The 15835-nt window shown below is 59.6% G+C and carries 14 protein-coding genes; 7 read left to right on the top strand and 7 right to left on the bottom strand.

Annotation, left to right across the window (positions count from 1 at the left end; all coding sequences use genetic code 11):
• Window positions 1-7: 7 nt before the first annotated feature.
• A complete protein-coding gene (locus ACN0SY_RS11695) occupies window positions 8-994 on the bottom strand; it encodes a 2-hydroxyacid dehydrogenase (protein ID WP_417687314.1) in 987 nt (328 codons plus the stop codon).
• A gap of 246 nt (window positions 995-1240) precedes the next feature.
• On the opposite strand from ACN0SY_RS11695, the gene ACN0SY_RS11690 reads away from it, so the two are divergent.
• Window positions 1241-1777: an SH3 domain-containing protein gene (locus tag ACN0SY_RS11690; protein WP_417687313.1), complete on the top strand. Its 537-nt coding sequence runs from the start codon at window positions 1241-1243 to the stop codon at window positions 1775-1777.
• 81 nt (window positions 1778-1858) lie between these two features.
• On the opposite strand, the gene fabI is transcribed toward ACN0SY_RS11690, so the two are convergent.
• The 3 genes from fabI to fabA all read right to left on the bottom strand — a co-directional run bounded on the left by fabI (window position 1859) and on the right by fabA (window position 4543).
• The gene (gene fabI, locus ACN0SY_RS11685; RefSeq protein WP_417687312.1) at window positions 1859-2671 is read right to left on the bottom strand and encodes an enoyl-ACP reductase FabI; all 813 of its coding nucleotides are present in this window, start codon (window positions 2669-2671) and stop codon (window positions 1859-1861) included.
• Between the two features lie 11 nt (window positions 2672-2682).
• Complete coding sequence (gene fabB / locus ACN0SY_RS11680) at window positions 2683-3906, bottom strand: beta-ketoacyl-ACP synthase I (RefSeq protein ID WP_417687311.1); 1224 nt, start codon at window positions 3904-3906, stop codon at window positions 2683-2685.
• A 130-nt stretch (window positions 3907-4036) separates the two neighbouring features.
• A complete protein-coding gene (gene fabA, locus ACN0SY_RS11675; protein WP_417687912.1) occupies window positions 4037-4543 on the bottom strand; it encodes a 3-hydroxyacyl-[acyl-carrier-protein] dehydratase FabA in 507 nt (168 codons plus the stop codon).
• Between the two features lie 350 nt (window positions 4544-4893).
• Between fabA and irrA the strand changes: the two genes are divergently transcribed.
• Window positions 4894-5325: an iron response transcriptional regulator IrrA gene (irrA, locus tag ACN0SY_RS11670; RefSeq protein ID WP_417687310.1), complete on the top strand. Its 432-nt coding sequence runs from the start codon at window positions 4894-4896 to the stop codon at window positions 5323-5325.
• A gap of 85 nt (window positions 5326-5410) precedes the next feature.
• Here irrA and nth read toward each other — a convergent pair whose 3' ends face one another.
• A complete protein-coding gene (gene nth, locus ACN0SY_RS11665; protein WP_417687309.1) occupies window positions 5411-6244 on the bottom strand; it encodes an endonuclease III in 834 nt (277 codons plus the stop codon).
• A 22-nt stretch (window positions 6245-6266) separates the two neighbouring features.
• Here nth and ACN0SY_RS11660 point away from each other — a divergent pair, with 22 nt between their 5' ends.
• Window positions 6267-6788 carry a DUF2244 domain-containing protein gene (locus tag ACN0SY_RS11660; protein ID WP_417687308.1) on the top strand — a complete coding sequence of 174 codons (522 nt, stop codon included), beginning with the start codon at window positions 6267-6269 and terminating at the stop codon, window positions 6786-6788.
• Between the two features lie 98 nt (window positions 6789-6886).
• Entirely contained in the window at window positions 6887-7219 is a 333-nt protein-coding gene (locus ACN0SY_RS11655) for a hypothetical protein (protein WP_417687307.1), read from the top strand.
• Window positions 7220-7222: 3 nt separating this feature from the next.
• Here the strand turns inward: ACN0SY_RS11655 and ACN0SY_RS11650 are convergent, their stop codons facing one another.
• Together ACN0SY_RS11650 and mutS are read right to left on the bottom strand one after the other, a co-directional pair.
• Window positions 7223-8398, bottom strand: coding sequence for an MFS transporter (locus tag ACN0SY_RS11650; protein ID WP_417687306.1), 1176 nt, complete (start codon window positions 8396-8398; stop codon window positions 7223-7225).
• A 109-nt stretch (window positions 8399-8507) separates the two neighbouring features.
• On the bottom strand, window positions 8508-11228 hold the full coding sequence (gene mutS, locus ACN0SY_RS11645; RefSeq protein WP_417687305.1) for a DNA mismatch repair protein MutS: 2721 nt from the start codon (window positions 11226-11228) through the stop codon (window positions 8508-8510).
• Window positions 11229-11363: 135 nt separating this feature from the next.
• Between mutS and ACN0SY_RS11640 the strand changes: the two genes are divergently transcribed.
• From ACN0SY_RS11640 to trpB, 3 genes are all read left to right on the top strand, one after another.
• Window positions 11364-13646 (top strand): NADP-dependent malic enzyme, encoded by a 2283-nt coding sequence (locus ACN0SY_RS11640; protein ID WP_417687304.1) that lies wholly within the window; start codon window positions 11364-11366, stop codon window positions 13644-13646.
• Window positions 13647-13786: 140 nt separating this feature from the next.
• Window positions 13787-14446 carry a phosphoribosylanthranilate isomerase gene (locus ACN0SY_RS11635; protein WP_417687303.1) on the top strand — a complete coding sequence of 220 codons (660 nt, stop codon included), beginning with the start codon at window positions 13787-13789 and terminating at the stop codon, window positions 14444-14446.
• Between the two features lie 14 nt (window positions 14447-14460).
• A complete protein-coding gene (trpB, locus tag ACN0SY_RS11630) occupies window positions 14461-15666 on the top strand; it encodes a tryptophan synthase subunit beta (RefSeq protein ID WP_417687910.1) in 1206 nt (401 codons plus the stop codon).
• Window positions 15667-15835: the final 169 nt, after the last annotated feature.

The following is a 15835-nucleotide window of genomic DNA, read 5'->3' as shown; positions in this document are numbered from 1 at the left end:
GATCTGGTCAAAGCATGGACGGAAGGACCCGGTCCGGCGGACGGTGACCGTCCATGAAGGTCTTGATGTTGATGATCACCTTCTCGCCCATCTCGATGCGGCCTTCGATGGTTGCCGAACCCATGTGCGGCAGCAGGACGACGTTTTCGAGAGAAATCAGTTTCGGATTGACGGCGGGTTCATGCTCGAACACGTCGAGGCCGGCCCCGGCGATTTCGCCGGCTTCCAGCATCCGGATCAGGGCGTTTTCGTCGATCACCTCGCCGCGCGCCGTATTGACCACGTAAGCATCCTTCTTCAGGAGCTTGAGGCGGCGGGCAGACAGAAGATGGAACGTACCGGGCGTATGTGGACAGTGGATCGACACCACGTCCATGCGGGCAAGCATCTGGTCAAGGCTTTCCCAGTAGGTTGCCTCAAGGGCTTCCTCGACATCCTGCGTGACACGGCGGCGATTATGATAATGGATCGACATGCCGAAGGCCTTGGCGCGGCGCGCGACTGCCTGGCCAATGCGGCCCATGCCGATGATGCCGAGGCGCTTGCCCCAGATCCGGTGGCCGAGCATCCAGGTCGGAGACCAGCCGGTCCATTCGCCGGCCTCAAGCGCCTTGATACCCGAAGCGAGACGACGTGGCACGGCAAGCATCAAGGCCATGGTCATGTCTGCAGTGTCTTCGGTCAGAACACCGGGGGTGTTCGTCACGTTGATGCCGCGGTTGTTCGCGGTGGAGACATCGATATTGTCGACGCCGTTACCGAAGTTGGCGATCAGTTTCAGATTCGGGCCAGCCTGAGACAGCACGGCGGCATCGATGCGGTCTGTTACGGTCGGAACCAGCACATCTGCCGATCTCACCGCCTCAACCAGTTCTGCCTGGCTGAAGGGCCGGTCGTTCTCGTTCAACCGTGTCTCGAAGAGCTCGCGCATGCGGGTTTCCACCACATCCGGGAGTTTCCGGGTCACGACGACCACAGGCTTCTTTTTCGCCATGCTTCATGCCTTTGCGTATCGTTGAGGTCACGTTAACCACAACGGTTCCACCATAGCGCACCTTGCAGAGAACGCGCACGCCAACACTCCATTCTCCTTACCTAGATGGCTGGAGAGAAACAAGGGCATGCAAGTCTGCACGGATCTCCAGCTCTCGCAAATGCAGAGTGCTGGTGTTCGAGCGCCGTTTTCGATACAGGTTTTGCATGATGTTGAGCGTACATAACAATTGGACAAGCGAATAATATGGCTCGATTGAAGACGTGGATTCAGGCCGGCGTCATCACTGCTTTCGCACTTCTCACGGCTGCCTTGGTCCCGATGGAAGCTGCTGCTCAGGCAACGAAGACCGGTGCCTCCGGACTTCCCGTCCCTCGTTTTGTCAGCCTGAAGTCGGACCGGGTCAACGTGCGGATCGGTCCATCGAGAGATCACGATATCGGGTGGACCTTCGTGAAGGCCGGTCTTCCTGTTGAAATCATTCAGGAATTCGACAACTGGCGCCGTATCAGGGACTGGGAAGGTAAAGAAGGCTGGGTGTTTCACTCGCTCCTCTCCGGCCGCAGAACAGCGTTGGTAACGCCCTGGGATGAGAATGCCAGGACGCCACTCAGAGCGCGATCCAAGTCCGATGGACAGTTGGTCGCAGAATTGGAAGCGAACGTTCTGACGAACGTGACCGAGTGCGCTGGCGGTTGGTGCCGCGTTAATGGCGACGGTTACGACGGCTGGGTCGACCAGACACGGCTCTTCGGTGTCTATCCGGACGAACTGATCGATTGATTGCCATAAGCGATTGAAAACAAAAAAAGGGCGGCCTTTCGAGCCGCCCTTTTCATGTTCAAGGAGTCGTCTTGTACCGGCTTAATCGCCTTGGCTTTCCTGGGCCTTCAGTTCGTCCAGACGGGGCATCGACATGATGTTGTAGCCACTGTCGACGAAGTGCACTTCGCCGGTCACGCCGCCGGAAAGGTCCGACAACAGGTAGAGGCCCGTGCCGCCGATCTCTTCCAGGGACACGGTGCGGCAAAGCGGCGCATTCCGCTTCTGGTAGTTGAACATGAGACGCGCGTCGGAGACGCCGGAGCCTGCGAGTGTCCGCACCGGACCGGCTGAAATCGCGTTCACACGAATATTCTGGTGACCGTAGTCCACTGCCAGGTAGCGCACGGAGGACTCCAGCGCCGCCTTCGCAACACCCATGACGTTGTAGTTCGGCATCACCTTGGTGGAGCCGCCATAGGTCAGGGTGATGATCGAACCGCCGTTCGGCATAAGCTCGGCCGCACGCTTCGTCACTTCTGTGAAGGAGAAGCAGGAGATCACCATGGTGCGGGAGAAATTGTCCCGCGTGGTGTCGGCGTATTTGCCCTTCAGTTCGTTCTTGTCGGAGAACCCGATCGCGTGCACCAGGAAGTCGATGGTGCCCCATTCTTCCTTCAGTTTGGCGAAAACCGCATCGACGCTGTCGATGTCTTCCACGTCGCACGGCAGCAGCAGGTTGGAGCCTACGCTTTCGGCAAGCGGCTTGGTACGGCGGCCGAAGGCTTCACCCTGGTAGGTGAAGGCGAGTTCGGCGCCATGGTCGGCCAACGTCTTCGCGATACCCCAGGCAATGGAGTGGTCATTGGCCACACCCATGATGAGGCCGCGCTTGCCCTTCATGATTTCAGACATGTTTTTGAACCTCAGCCGTGGTAGCGGGACATGGCGAGCGACGCATTGGTGCCGCCGAAGCCGAAGCTGTTGGAAAGAACCGTGTCGAGGCCGGCATTGTCGATACGCTTGGTAACGATCTCGCCTTCCTTCAGCTCGGGATCCAGCTCGGTGATGTTTGCAGACGCGGTGATGAAGTCGTTCTGCAGCATCAGCAGGCAGTAGATCGCCTCCTGAACACCGGTCGCGCCGAGGCTGTGGCCGGTGAGCGACTTGGTCGAGGAGACCGGAGGCTGGTTCTCGCCGAAGACGCGGCGGATCGCCTGGATTTCGCCGATATCACCGACCGGCGTCGAGGTGCCGTGCGAGTTGATGTAGTCGACCTTGCGTTCTCCGAGGGTGGAAATTGCCTGGCGCATGCAGCGCTCGCCGCCTTCGCCGGACGGAGCCACCATGTCGTAGCCGTCCGAGTTCGCGCAGTAGCCGGTGACTTCGGCGTAGATCTTGGCACCGCGGGCCTTGGCGTGCTCGAGTTCTTCCAGAACCACAACACCGCCGCCGCCGGCAATGACGAAGCCGTCGCGCGTCGCGTCATAGGCGCGCGAGGCGGTTTCCGGCGTGTCGTTGTACTTCGAGGACATGGCGCCCATTGCATCGAACAGACAGGACAGGGTCCAATCCAGTTCCTCGCCGCCACCTGCGAACATGACGTCCTGCTTGCCGAACTGAATCTGTTCGGTGGCAGCGCCAATGCAGTGTGCCGAGGTCGAGCAGGCCGACGTGATGGAGTAGTTGATGCCCTTGATCTGGAACGGGGTCGCAAGACAGGCAGAGTTTGTGGAGCTCATGCCGCGGGTCACCATGAACGGGCCCATGCGCTTGGGCGAACCCTTCTCGATGACGATCTTGTGCGCCTGGAAGAGGTTCTTGGTGGACGGACCGCCCGAACCCATGATCAGGCCGGTGCGTTCGTTGGAGATGTCCTTCTCCTCGAGGCCGCTGTCCGCGATCGCCTGTTCCATGGCGATGTAGTTATATGCAGCGCCATCGCCCATGAAGCGAAGCTGGCGCTTGTCGATCAGAGACGGAATGTCGACATTCGGCATCCCGTGAACCTGGCTGCGGAATCCGTGTTCTGCATAGTCCGGCGCAAAGCTGATGCCAGACTTGCCTTCACGAAGGCTTGCGAGAACTTCCTGGGTGTTTGCGCCGATCGACGAAACAATCCCCATCCCTGTAACAACCACCCGCCTCATTGCGGTCTCCTATCCATTCATTCGTCAAAAGTCCGGCAGGTCGACCCTCCGGACTTTTCAAGTGTTTCAGATGCTGAGCGAGGCAGAGCCCAGGTCAGCTCGCGTCAGTGGTGCGGTAAGCTGGCGAAGATCAGGTCTTCGCCAGACCGACGCGTAGGTCGGTCGCCGTGTAGATCTGCTTGCCGTCGGCCTTGACCCATCCGTCGGCGATGCCGAGCACGAGACGGCCTTTCATGATGCGCTTGAAGTCGATGCCGTACTCGACCTTCTTGACGTCCGGGGTCACCATCCCCTTGAACTTCACTTCGCCGGTGGACAGGGCCATGCCCTTGCCCTCGAGGCCGAGCCAACCGAGGTAGAAACCGGTCAGCTGCCACATGGCATCAAGGCCGAGGCAGCCCGGCATGACCGGATTGCCCTGGAAGTGACACGGGAAGAACCACAGGTCCGGCTTGATGTCGAATTCGGCGCGAGCATAACCCTTGTCGTACTCGCCACCCGTCTCGGAAATGTCCGTGATACGGTCGAACATGAGCATCGGCGGCAGCGGCAGCTGGGCATTGCCCTCGCCAAACAGTTCGCCGCGTGCACAGGCAAGAAGGTCTTCGTATTCGTAGCTGGAGCGCCGCTCGGTCATTCGGGTTCCGTTGTTCTCTTCTGCATCCGGCTTGATCTCGTGACAGGGCCGGATGGCGGTTTTCATCGAAATGCGTAGGCCGACTTCCTAACACAGGGGAAACGTCATCGGAAGATCACGGAAGCGGTAAGTTTCAGGTCAATTGAAGTCTTTTTTACGCTTTCAGTTGCATTCTTGGTGATCGATGGCGTCGAATTGTCAAACAGTCTCGCCTTTTAAAACTTGCATCTGCGGACCAAGAAATGGCAGATATAGGCGGAATAGCTGGGTTGTTTGCCATTTTGTGTGCCAGACCCTAGATTTAAGGATGCAGGCGCAATCGCCCGCAGACGACGGGAACGAGATCTGGAATGACCGACACGATGACATACCATCATGCCGAACAGAATGTGACCGATATGCTCCGGGATGCAGGACTGCGTCCGACCCGTCAGCGCGTATCCCTGGCTGAAATCCTCTATTCGAAAGGCGATCGCCACATTTCCGCTGAGCTCCTTCACGAGGAAGCCGTGGACGCCAATGTGCCGGTGTCTCTCGCAACGGTCTACAACACCCTGCACCAGTTCACCGAGGCGGGGCTTCTGCGCGAAGTAGCGATCGACGGCAACAAGACCTATTTCGACACCAACGTATCCGACCACCATCACTTCTTCGTTGAGGGCGAGAACAAGGTTTTCGACATTCCGAGCGAAGGGGTCAGCATCGGATCAGTGCCGAAGGCACCCGAGGGCATGGAAATCGTTCGTGTAGACGTCGTTGTGCGCGTGCGCAAAAAGGTCTGACTGCCCGGCACTCGGGCTTTAGCCGACATCACCGGCGTCGTTTATGGACCGCAGTTCAGACAAGTGAGCTGCGGTTTTTCCTTGCCTAAGTGTCCAGCGTCGTCTTGCCTTGTGCCACAAGGCTTGCAGTGCGCAAGGCGATCTCGGGAACAGCGTCGAACGGTTCCTTTTCCGGACTGCGGCAAAGATCATAGATGACGCACCGCTTGCATTCCGGCTTGCGTGCCTTGCAGATGTAGCGGCCATGAAGGATCAACCAGTGGTGCGCGTGCAGGCTGTATTCCTGTGGCACAGCCCTTTCCATGGCTTTTTCGACATCGAGCGGTGTTTTTCCGGGGGCAATACCGATCCGGTTGCCAAGGCGGAACAGATGAGTATCTACGGCGATCGTTGGGTGGCCGAAGAAGATATTGAGCACCACGTTGGCGGTCTTCCGGCCGACGCCGGGCAGTTTCTCAAGGGCTTCCCTGTCCTCGGGAACCTCGCCTCCATGATCGCGGATCAACTGCTCGGACATGAGAATGACGTTTTTCGCCTTGGTCTTGAAAAGACCGATGGTACGGATTTCCTCACGCACCGTGTCCTCGCCGAGGGCAACCATTTTTTCCGGCGTATCAGCCATCTGGAACAGGTTCTTCGTGGCCCGGTTCACGCCGACGTCAGTCGCTTGCGCTGATAGGAGCACTGCGACCAGCAGCGTATAGGCGTTGGTGTAGTCCAGTTCGCCTTCCGGTTCCGGATTGTCCGCATGGAAGCGTTGAAAGATCGCGTAGGTCTCCGCCTTGCTGTAACGCGAGCGCTTCAGCACTTTGCCCGGATTGTCGACGGACGGAGCCTTGCGCTTCTTTGGAGCGGCTTTCCCGGCGGTGGTTTTCGCGGAGGCAGAGGCGCGACGCTTTGTGATCTTTGAATCTGTCATGGCCTCTCTATAATCTCAGCACATGACGGATCACAACGCGAAAGACGATAGCGGCCATGAGGGCGATGCGCAGAACGCGCCGTTCTTCTCTGCTGTGCTGACGCCCTATAGATCACTTAGTCCGAATGGGTTTCTGATCCTGATGGCCTGTCTGGGTGCCGTCAGCTTCGTCGCCGGTATGCTCTTCCTTATGATTGGGGCCTGGCCGGTTTTTGGGTTCTTCGGTCTTGATGTTCTGCTGATCTGGTACGCATTCCGGCGCAATTACGCCTCTGCCAATGCCTTCGAAGAAGTCAGCGTTTCCGCGACTGAAATTATCATTCGAAAGGTTGGCCCGGGAAGGCGCCATCAGGAATACCGGTTCAATCCTTACTGGGCGCGACTAACCATGACCCGGATCGAGGATGAAGGGGTGACGAAGCTGTGCCTGTCCTCCCGCGGTGAAGCGGTCGATCTTGGCAACTTTCTTAATCCGGAAGACCGGACCAGTTTTGCCGGCGCTCTTGCAAATGCATTGGCCAATGCCAAAGCCGGCCGGGCTTAAGATGTAGCCTCTTCCATGAGACCGGAATTTGGGCATCCGTTTGCGACACGGTTGTATTAGTCTTTTCAGGCAACCGATATCAAATCAGGAGGCTCGCGATGCCCGAATTCAGGCTCCCCCTCTCCGGCGACGTTGTCCAGGCCATCAATCCCTGGTTCGACATGTTCAAGGCCTTCGGAAGTCAGTTCGGCCTGATCAACATCAATTTGGGCCGCTCCCCGGCACCGGAAATTGAGCAGGATGTCCTTCGTGAAGTGGGCAGCTACGGACGTCAGCTCGGTCGGATGGGCGAAGCGCTCATGGTGTTGATCGACAAGCTGGAACCCAAGCTCGGGGATTTAACCCGGGACGAACGTTTGGCTCTCGATGCTTTCCGGGTGATGCAGTCGGAGATTGACCAGATCAAGGCTCATCATGGAAGTCGGAAATGACCGTCACTTGGGCTGCGTTGCGACGTTGCGCGTCAGGGTCAGCAGGAGAAATGCTCCTGCTCCGGCACACGCAGCAGCGAAAACGACGGTTCGGAAATCGAAGGCGTCTGCTATGAAGCCCATAGATACGCTCCCGATCATGCCGCCGAGGAACAGGCTGTTCATGTAGAGCGCAGTCGCCTGGCCCGGCTTGTCCGGAATGAAGCTCTGAATATAGCTGATGGCGACGCCGGCGAAGAGCCCATAGTAGACCCCTTCCAGCATCGAAAAGGCTCCGGCCTGAAAGACCGAACTTGCATGCGCCATCAGGAGAAAACTCCCAACAGCAAGCAGCGCGGCAAACGTCAGTACCTGCCGGGAACCGAAACGTTCTGCAAGCCGCGCAGCCGACAGGATCACGATGACCTCGACCAGGCATTTGAGCGAGAGGGTGAGACCCGGAGTGAAACCCGGCAGCCCAACTTCCTTGATGAAATAGATTGGCATCGCGGAGACAAAGAGCACGTTGCCGAGCGCGAACAGAACACAGGCGAAGGCCGCGAAGCGCAATGGCCAATTCGCCGCTTCGGCGTTCTGCGTAGTGGTGGTTTTCAGCGGCGCGCGAAAGTCGGCAGGTACGATCAAATGCCATGCGAGTAGCCAAAGCACACCGGCTGCACCAGAGATCATATAGGTTTTCTGGAACCCGATTTCCGCAATCAGGAAAAAGGCAGCTGCCGGGCCAATCATCCATGCCAGCGACACGCCCATGCGCAGGAGTGCGTTGTATCTGCCAGCATCAAGCTTGCTCTCATTGGCATATAGCCGGCCGAACGTGAAAGTCGTCGCCATGGCGCCATTGGCCAGGGCCATCAATGGCGCTCCCGCCAGAACCAGCACCTCAAACCCTGGACTTGATGACAGTAACCCGGCGAAGGCCAGAAAACCGGCGATTGAAAGGCCGAGCAACCTGCGCACAGGCACGGAGCCGTCCAGCAGGCGTCCGAACCGGCGATTGATTACCAGGGTCAGGATGGTGACCAGTCCGGTATAGAAACCGATCTTCCAGGCTGGTTGCTGCAGACCTTCGATAATGAAATAGCCCATCGAGGGGATCAGCGAAGAAGTGCAGACCGTACCAAGTGTCAGGAGAAAAAGGATCCTGAAGCCCTGGAACGGAAGGGCGGCAAAAGCGGACATGAAAATACCGGGAGGTGCGTCGGGATCCGGCGCAGCGATTGAAAGGTGCCTCCAAACTCTATTGCAAGACCTCGGTCGTGTCACGCTTCCGGTCTACGGGCGATAGGGTCTAATGCTCCTGACGACGGGCGGATTTCAGTCTGTATAGCGCTTCAAGTGCGTCGCGCGGGGTCATGTCGTCAGGGTCGAGTGCATCGAGTTCGTCCAGCACCGGATCAGACTTTGCCACTTCCGTCTTCGCATTGGCTGCCGCCGGGGTGATTGAGGCGAACAGTGGAAGCTCGTCAATCAGCGCCTCAGACGGCGCGCGCCGGTCCTGCTCTTCCAACTGGCTCAGGACCTGTTGGGACCTTGCGACGACTGCAGCCGGCAAACCTGCCAGCTTGGCCACCTGGATACCGTACGACCGATCCGCGGCCCCCGGCACGATCTCGTGGAGGAAGACCACCTCGCCCTTCCATTCCTTCACCTGAACAGTGGCATTGGACAGGCGGTCGAGCTTCGCGGAAAGAGCTGTCAGCTCATGATAGTGGGTCGCGAACAGAGCGCGTGACTTGTTGACCTCGTGCAGGTGCTCGATGGTGGCCCAGGCAATGGAGAGGCCGTCGAAGGTTGCTGTGCCTCGCCCGATTTCATCAAGGATGACCAGTGAACGGTCGCCAGCCTGGTTGAGGATCGCTGCGGTCTCCACCATCTCGACCATGAAGGTCGAGCGACCGCGGGCAAGGTCGTCAGCCGCGCCGACGCGAGAGAACAGACGGTCGACTACGCCGATATGGGCATGGGCCGCAGGCACGAAGCCGCCCATCTGTGCGAGGACCGCGATCAACGCGTTCTGGCGCAGGAATGTGGACTTACCCGCCATATTCGGACCGGTGATCAGCCAGATATTGCCGATATCCCCGTCACCGTCCGGACCGAGATTGGCATCGTTGGCGACGAAGCTCTCGCCGCCTGCCGATCTCAAGGCCTGCTCGACCACCGGATGGCGGCCGGCCTTTATTTCAAACGCGCGGCTGTTGTCGACGGTCGGCCGGACATAGCCGTCTTCCTGGGCCAGCTTGGCAAGAGCTGCGGACACATCAAGGATTGCAAGTCCCTGCGCGGCCGCCTTGATACGGTCTCCGGCATCCACGATGGCGGCTGACAACCGGTCGAAGATCTCCATCTCGATTGCTAGCGAGCGCTCTCCGGCGCTGGCGATCTTGGATTCGAGATCGGCCAGTTCCGTCGTCGCGAAGCGCATGGCACCGGCCATGCTCTGCCGGTGAATGAAGCGGCCGGGATCGTTCTTCATAGGGTCGCATTGGGCCGTGGGCGCCTCGATGAACCAGCCGAGCACGTTGTTGTGCTTGATCTTCAGTGAACGGATGCCGAGTTCCTCGGCATAGTCTGCCTGCAGTCGAGCAATGACTTTTCGGGACTGGTCGCGCAATGCGCGAAGTTCGTCCAGATCCGGATTGTAGCCTGCTTGTACAAAGCCGCCATCGCGCTTGAGCAGCGGCGGTTCTTCCTTGATAGCCTTTAGGAGTTCTGCACCGAGACTATGGGGCGCCTGTTCCAGGCTAGCCTGCGCCGCGACGATTTCTGCAGGCACGTTACCGGCAGCACCGATCCGTTCTGCCATGTCATGGGCGGCCTGCAGACCAGTAGCGATTGCGAGAATGTCACGCGGGCCGCCACGCTGCAGGGCGATGCGCGACAGGGCACGGGCCATGTCCGGCGCGCCCTTGAGCGTCTGGCGCAGGCCCTCGCGCATGATTTCGTTGTCGAGAAAGAAGGAGACGGAATCGTGCCGGCGAGAAATCTCGTCCGGGTTGATCAGTGGACCGGCAAGACGGCTGGCCAGCAATCGGGATCCGCCGCCGGTGATCGTGCGGTCGATCGTCGCCAGCAGGCTGCCCTGCTTTTCGCCGCCGAGGGTGCGGGTCAGTTCCAGGTTTGCGCGCGTCGCCGGATCGATGAGCATTCGTCCTGCGCCCGCTTCGCGGGTTGGCGGATCGAGTGGCGGGCGTTCGCCGAGCTGGGTCTTTTCGACATAGGCGAGAATCCCAGCCGCTGCGGAGAGCTCGGCTCGGGTGAATGTGCCGAAGCCGTCGAGGGTCTTGACCCCAAAGTAATGCGCCAGCCGGTCGGCGGCCGTCGCGCTGTCAAAAAAGGCGCGAGGCACCGGAGACAGGGCACTGCCGGAATTTTCGACGACCTGCCGCATCTCGGCTTCCTGCAAAAGGTTGTCGGCCAGGATCAGCTCACGCGGGGCAACTTGCGCCAGGTCAGCGGCGAGGCGCTGGTCGTCGGTCTCCGAAACCTGGAACGAACCGGTCGACATGTCGATCCACGCAAGGCCATAGACGCTGTCACCGGCGAGCGAACCGCCGCGCAGGCGCGTCAGCGCGCAAAGGAAGTTGTTGGAGCTGGAGTCGAGAAGCCGCTCTTCCGTCAGTGTACCGGGCGTGACGAGGCGGACGACGTCGCGCCGGACGACAGATTTCGAGCCACGCTTCTTGGCTTCTGCTGGATCTTCCGTCTGCTCGCAGACGGAAACCCTGTGACCCAGCGAAATGAGTTTCTGCAGGTAGTCGTCGGCCGCATGAACCGGAACGCCGCACATGGGAATGTCTTCGCCCAGATGCTTGCCGCGCTTGGTCAGGGTAATTCCCAGTGCGCGCGAGGCGATCTCGGCGTCTTCGAAAAACAGCTCGTAAAAGTCTCCCATCCGGTAGAACAACAGACTGTCCGGATTGGCGGTCTTGATCTCGATGAACTGGGCCATCATCGGGGTGACCCGCGCGTCGGCCGCCGGATTTTTCTGGGACTGCGTTTCTGACATTCGGCGAAAGTAGCAAACCCTTTTCATGCTTTCACAATTGCTGTGCCCGATCGCGCCTTGAGTGGGCAAATTTCAGGGGATAAGGTCGCTACCCCAGCTCATAAGCCAAGGCCAATAAAAGGAAGCGCCGAAATCATGTCCGCCGACAAGAAATCCTCCAAAACCTCCGTCAGCTTTACGGAGCAGGAAGCTCTTCAGTTTCACCAGGAAGGGCGTCCGGGAAAGCTGGAAATCACTCCGACGAAACCGATGGCTACCCAGCGGGATCTCTCCCTGGCTTATTCCCCCGGTGTGGCGGTACCGGTGCGCGCGATTGCGGAAGATCCCAGCAAAGCCTTTGACTACACAACCCGCGGCAACCTCGTGGCCGTGATCTCCAACGGCACGGCGATCCTCGGTCTTGGCAACCTCGGCGCGCTGGCTTCGAAGCCCGTGATGGAAGGCAAGTCGGTTCTTTTCAAGCGCTTCGCCGACGTCGACTCCATCGACCTTGAAGTCGACACCCAGGACGTCGAGCAGTTCATCAATTCGGTTCGTTACCTTGGCCCTTCCTTCGGCGGCATCAACCTGGAAGACATCAAGGCGCCGGATTGTTTCATCATCGAACAGCAGTTGCGCGAAATGATGGACATTCCGGTGTTCCATGACGATCAGCACGGCACGGCCATCATCGCGGCCGCCGGCATGATCAATGCCTTGCACCTGACCGGTCGCGACATGAAGACCACCAAGGTCGTCTGCAACGGCGCTGGCGCTGCGGGTATTGCCTGTATCGAGCTGGTGAAGGCTATGGGCATCCCGCATGAGAACGTCATTCTCTGCGACACCAAGGGCGTCATCTACAAGGGGCGTACCGAGGGCATGAACCAGTGGAAGTCGGCCCACGCGGTGGAAACCAAGGCACGGTCCCTGTATGACGCATTGAAGGGGGCCGACGTCTTCCTCGGTGTATCGGTCAAGGGTGCGTTGACCCCAGACATGCTGCGCGCCATGGCTCCGAACCCGATCATCTTCGCGATGGCCAACCCGGATCCGGAAATCACCCCGGAAGAGGCGGCGGAAGTGCGCGATGATGCCATTGTCGCCACCGGCCGGTCGGACTATCCGAACCAGGTCAACAACGTCCTCGGCTTCCCGTATATCTTCCGCGGCGCCCTCGACGTTCAGGCGACGACCATCAACGACGCCATGAAGGTGGCCTGCGCCAACGCTCTGGCGGAACTCGCCCGTGAGGAAGTACCGGACGAAGTGGCGGCCGCGTATCGCGGCACACGGCCGAAGTTCGGCCCCGAGTACATCATCCCGGTGCCGTTTGATCCGCGCCTGATTTCGGCCATTCCGCCGGCGGTTGCCCAGGCGGCAATGGATTCCGGTGTGGCGCGCAAGCCGATCGTCGACATGGATGCGTACCGCCATCAGCTGTCTGCGCGCCGCGATCCGGTCGCCGGCACCCTGCAGCGCATCTTCTCCAAGGTGCGCCAGATGCCGAAGCGCGTCGTCTTTGCCGAGGGCGAGGAAGAGCCGGTGATCCGCGCTGCGGTGAGCTTCGTCAACCAGGGCCTCGGCGAGGCGATCCTGATCGGCCGCGAAGACGAGATCAAAAGCGTTGCCCAAGCTGCCGGCGTCGACATCAACCGTCCCGGCATCACGCTCCAGAACGCCCGTCTTTCGACCCGTAACAACGACTACGCCCAGTATCTCTACGGCCGCCTCCAGCGCAAAGGCTACCTGCTGCGTGACTGTCAGCGCATGGTCAACAATGACCGTAACTACTGGGGCGCCATCATGGTTGCCCGCGGCGACGCAGACGCCATGGTGACGGGCCTGACCCGAAACTATTCGGTCGCACTCGATACCGTGCGTGCGTGCATCGACATGAAGCCCGGTCATCGCGTGATCGGCGTTACGGTCGCGCTGGCGCGCGGACGAACCGTCCTGATCGCCGATACGGCGGTGATCGACATGCCGACTTCGGAAGAACTGGCGGATATCGCGGAAGAAGCGGCACATGTCGCCCGCAAGCTCGGCTATGAGCCGCGTGTGGCCATGCTGGCCTATTCCACTTTCGGTCACCCGCGCGGCGAGCGTTCGGAAAAGGTCCAGGAAGCGGTCAAGATCCTCGACCGTCGCCGTGTCGACTTCGAATACGACGGCGAGATGGCGGCCGATATCGCGCTGAACATGGACAAGATGTCCGCCTATCCGTTCTGCCGCCTGAAGGGACCGGCGAATGTCCTGGTCATGCCGGCATTCCACTCCGCATCCATCTCGACCAAGATGCTGCAGGAACTGGGCGGCTCGACCATCATCGGCCCGCTTCTGACCGGTCTCGACAAGCCGGTCCAGATCGTGCCGATGGGCGCCAAGGATTCGGACATCGTCAACATGGCCGCTATCGCCGCCTTCAATGTGACGTGATGCGATAATCCGTTTCGACGAACAGGCTCCCGGTCTGCCGAGTGCATGGCCGGGAGTTTTCACGTTTGTCAGATGGGACTGTGGCCTTTATGAAGTTTGCTATGGGTAAAATTCCGCCGGACGCCATATAGAAAGACACAATGACGGATCTGATCATCAAAATCTGCGGTCTCACCAGCGAGGAGACCATGCAAGCCGCCCTGGATGCAGGCGCGGATATGGTCGGGCTTGTCTTCTTTCCCAAGAGCCCGCGCCACGTTTCCTTGTCCGAGGCCTGCAAGCTGGCGGACATGGCCAGGGGCAAGGCTGAAATCGTTGCCCTGACCGTGGACATGAATCTGGACGGACTGTCCCGGATCAACGAGCTCGTTAATCCGGACTGGTTCCAGTTCCATGGGGAGGAAAGCCCGGAGGCTTGTGCCGCCGCCAAGGTCATGTTCAAGAAGAAGGTGATGAAGGCGGTTCCCGTAGCCGACAAGACCGATATCGAGCAGGCCATGTTCTACGCGATCGTCGCCGACATGCTGCTGTTCGATGCCAAGCCGCCGAAGGGCGCCGATCGCCCCGGAGGCAACGGCGTGTCATACGATTGGTCGCTGCTCAAGGGTATTGACCTTGGAAAGCCCTTCATGCTTTCCGGTGGTCTTGATCCGTCAAACGTGAGCGAAGCCCTCAGGCAGAGCGGGGCGAAAGCCATTGATGTGTCCTCCGGCGTTGAGCGGGAGAAGGGCGTCAAGGACAGAGAACTTATTCGCGCATTCGTGGCCAATGCCCGGGGCGCACTTGTGTCAGGGGAGTAACTCAGTTGACCACGATGGCAAATACATTGCGCTCCGGCCCGGACGAGCGCGGCCATTTCGGAATTTTCGGCGGTCGTTATGTGGCCGAGACCCTGATGCCGCTGATCCTCGACCTGGAGCAGGCATATGAGGACGCAAAAAACGATCCGGCCTTCGGTGAAGAGATCGAGAAGCTCAACACCCACTACACCGGCCGGCCCTCACCGCTTTATTTCGCTGAGCGCCTGACTGAGCATCTCGGTGGCGCGAAGATCTACTTCAAGCGCGACGAGCTGAACCACACCGGGTCGCACAAGATCAACAACTGCCTCGGCCAGATCCTGCTGGCAAAGCGTATGGGCAAGACACGCATCATCGCGGAAACCGGTGCCGGACAGCATGGTGTTGCAACTGCGACGGTTTGCGCCCGCTTCGGTCTGCCATGCGTGGTCTACATGGGCGCAACGGACGTGGAGCGTCAGAAGCCGAACGTCTTCCGCATGAAGCTGCTCGGTGCGGAGATTGTCCCGGTAACCGCAGGTGCGGGCACGTTGAAGGACGCCATGAACGAGGCGCTGCGCGACTGGGTCACCAACGTTGATGACACATATTACCTGATCGGCACTGCGGCGGGTCCGCATCCGTACCCGGAGATGGTGCGAGACTTCCAGTCCGTCATCGGCAAGGAAACCCGCGAGCAGATGCTGGCCGCCGAAGGCCGTCTTCCGGATGCGCTCGTTGCCGCCGTCGGTGGCGGCTCGAACGCCATTGGCTTGTTCCACCCGTTCCTCGATGACCCGGAAGTGAAAATCTACGGCGTCGAAGCAGGCGGCAAGGGGCTTGAAGGCGAAGAGCATTGCGCATCTCTGACCGCCGGCAAGCCAGGCGTTCTGCACGGCAACCGGACTTATCTGCTTCAGGACGATGACGGCCAGATCCTCGAAGGTCATTCGATTTCGGCCGGCCTCGACTACCCGGGTATCGGGCCGGAGCACTCCTGGCTCAAGGACAGTGGCCGCGTGACTTATGTTCCGGCCATGGACCACGAAGCGCTGGACGCATTCCAGATGCTTACGAAGGTAGAAGGTATCATTCCCGCGCTCGAGCCTGCGCATGCGCTCGCTCACGTCGCCAAGCTGGCGCCGACCATGGACAAGGACCAGATCATCGTCATGAACCTCTGCGGTCGTGGCGACAAGGATGTCTTTGCCGTTGGCAACATGCTCGGCTTCGATCTCTAGTCCAAGGCCGGGATCGTCCCATCAGGTCAGACCGCTGCCGTGGTGTCACGGCGGCGGTTTTTGTTTGAGGCCGGGCACGTCGCTGAACCTTGCTGACTGCGGCATGTCGGCACCAGCGTTTGATGCCATTCCGAAACCGCATTGCTGCTGTGCAGCATCGGTTGTTGTG

It is taken from the genome of Roseibium sp. (genome assembly GCF_048261595.1).
In the GTDB taxonomy this organism is placed as follows: domain Bacteria; phylum Pseudomonadota; class Alphaproteobacteria; order Rhizobiales; family Stappiaceae; genus Roseibium.
The sequence above is the reverse complement of the archived record's forward strand: the minus strand, read 5'-3'. Positions and strand labels throughout refer to the sequence as shown.

Bases quoted from the DNA above. Each gene is read 5' to 3' on its own strand.
- ACN0SY_RS11695 (WP_417687314.1), bottom strand. From the start codon at position 994: ATGGCGAAAAAGAAGCCTGTGGTCGTCGTGACCCGGAAACTCCCGGAT.
- ACN0SY_RS11690 (WP_417687313.1), top strand. From the start codon at position 1,241: ATGGCTCGATTGAAGACGTGGATTCAGGCCGGCGTCATCACTGCTTTC.
- fabI (WP_417687312.1), bottom strand. From the start codon at position 2,671: ATGTCTGAAATCATGAAGGGCAAGCGCGGCCTCATCATGGGTGTGGCC.
- fabB (WP_417687311.1), bottom strand. From the start codon at position 3,906: ATGAGGCGGGTGGTTGTTACAGGGATGGGGATTGTTTCGTCGATCGGC.
- fabA (WP_417687912.1), bottom strand. From the start codon at position 4,543: ATGACCGAGCGGCGCTCCAGCTACGAATACGAAGACCTTCTTGCCTGT.
- irrA (WP_417687310.1), top strand. From the start codon at position 4,894: ATGACCGACACGATGACATACCATCATGCCGAACAGAATGTGACCGAT.
- nth (WP_417687309.1), bottom strand. From the start codon at position 6,244: ATGACAGATTCAAAGATCACAAAGCGTCGCGCCTCTGCCTCCGCGAAA.
- ACN0SY_RS11660 (WP_417687308.1), top strand. From the start codon at position 6,267: ATGACGGATCACAACGCGAAAGACGATAGCGGCCATGAGGGCGATGCG.
- ACN0SY_RS11655 (WP_417687307.1), top strand. From the start codon at position 6,887: ATGCCCGAATTCAGGCTCCCCCTCTCCGGCGACGTTGTCCAGGCCATC.
- ACN0SY_RS11650 (WP_417687306.1), bottom strand. From the start codon at position 8,398: ATGTCCGCTTTTGCCGCCCTTCCGTTCCAGGGCTTCAGGATCCTTTTT.
- mutS (WP_417687305.1), bottom strand. From the start codon at position 11,228: ATGTCAGAAACGCAGTCCCAGAAAAATCCGGCGGCCGACGCGCGGGTC.
- ACN0SY_RS11640 (WP_417687304.1), top strand. From the start codon at position 11,364: ATGTCCGCCGACAAGAAATCCTCCAAAACCTCCGTCAGCTTTACGGAG.
- ACN0SY_RS11635 (WP_417687303.1), top strand. From the start codon at position 13,787: ATGACGGATCTGATCATCAAAATCTGCGGTCTCACCAGCGAGGAGACC.
- trpB (WP_417687910.1), top strand. From the start codon at position 14,461: ATGGCAAATACATTGCGCTCCGGCCCGGACGAGCGCGGCCATTTCGGA.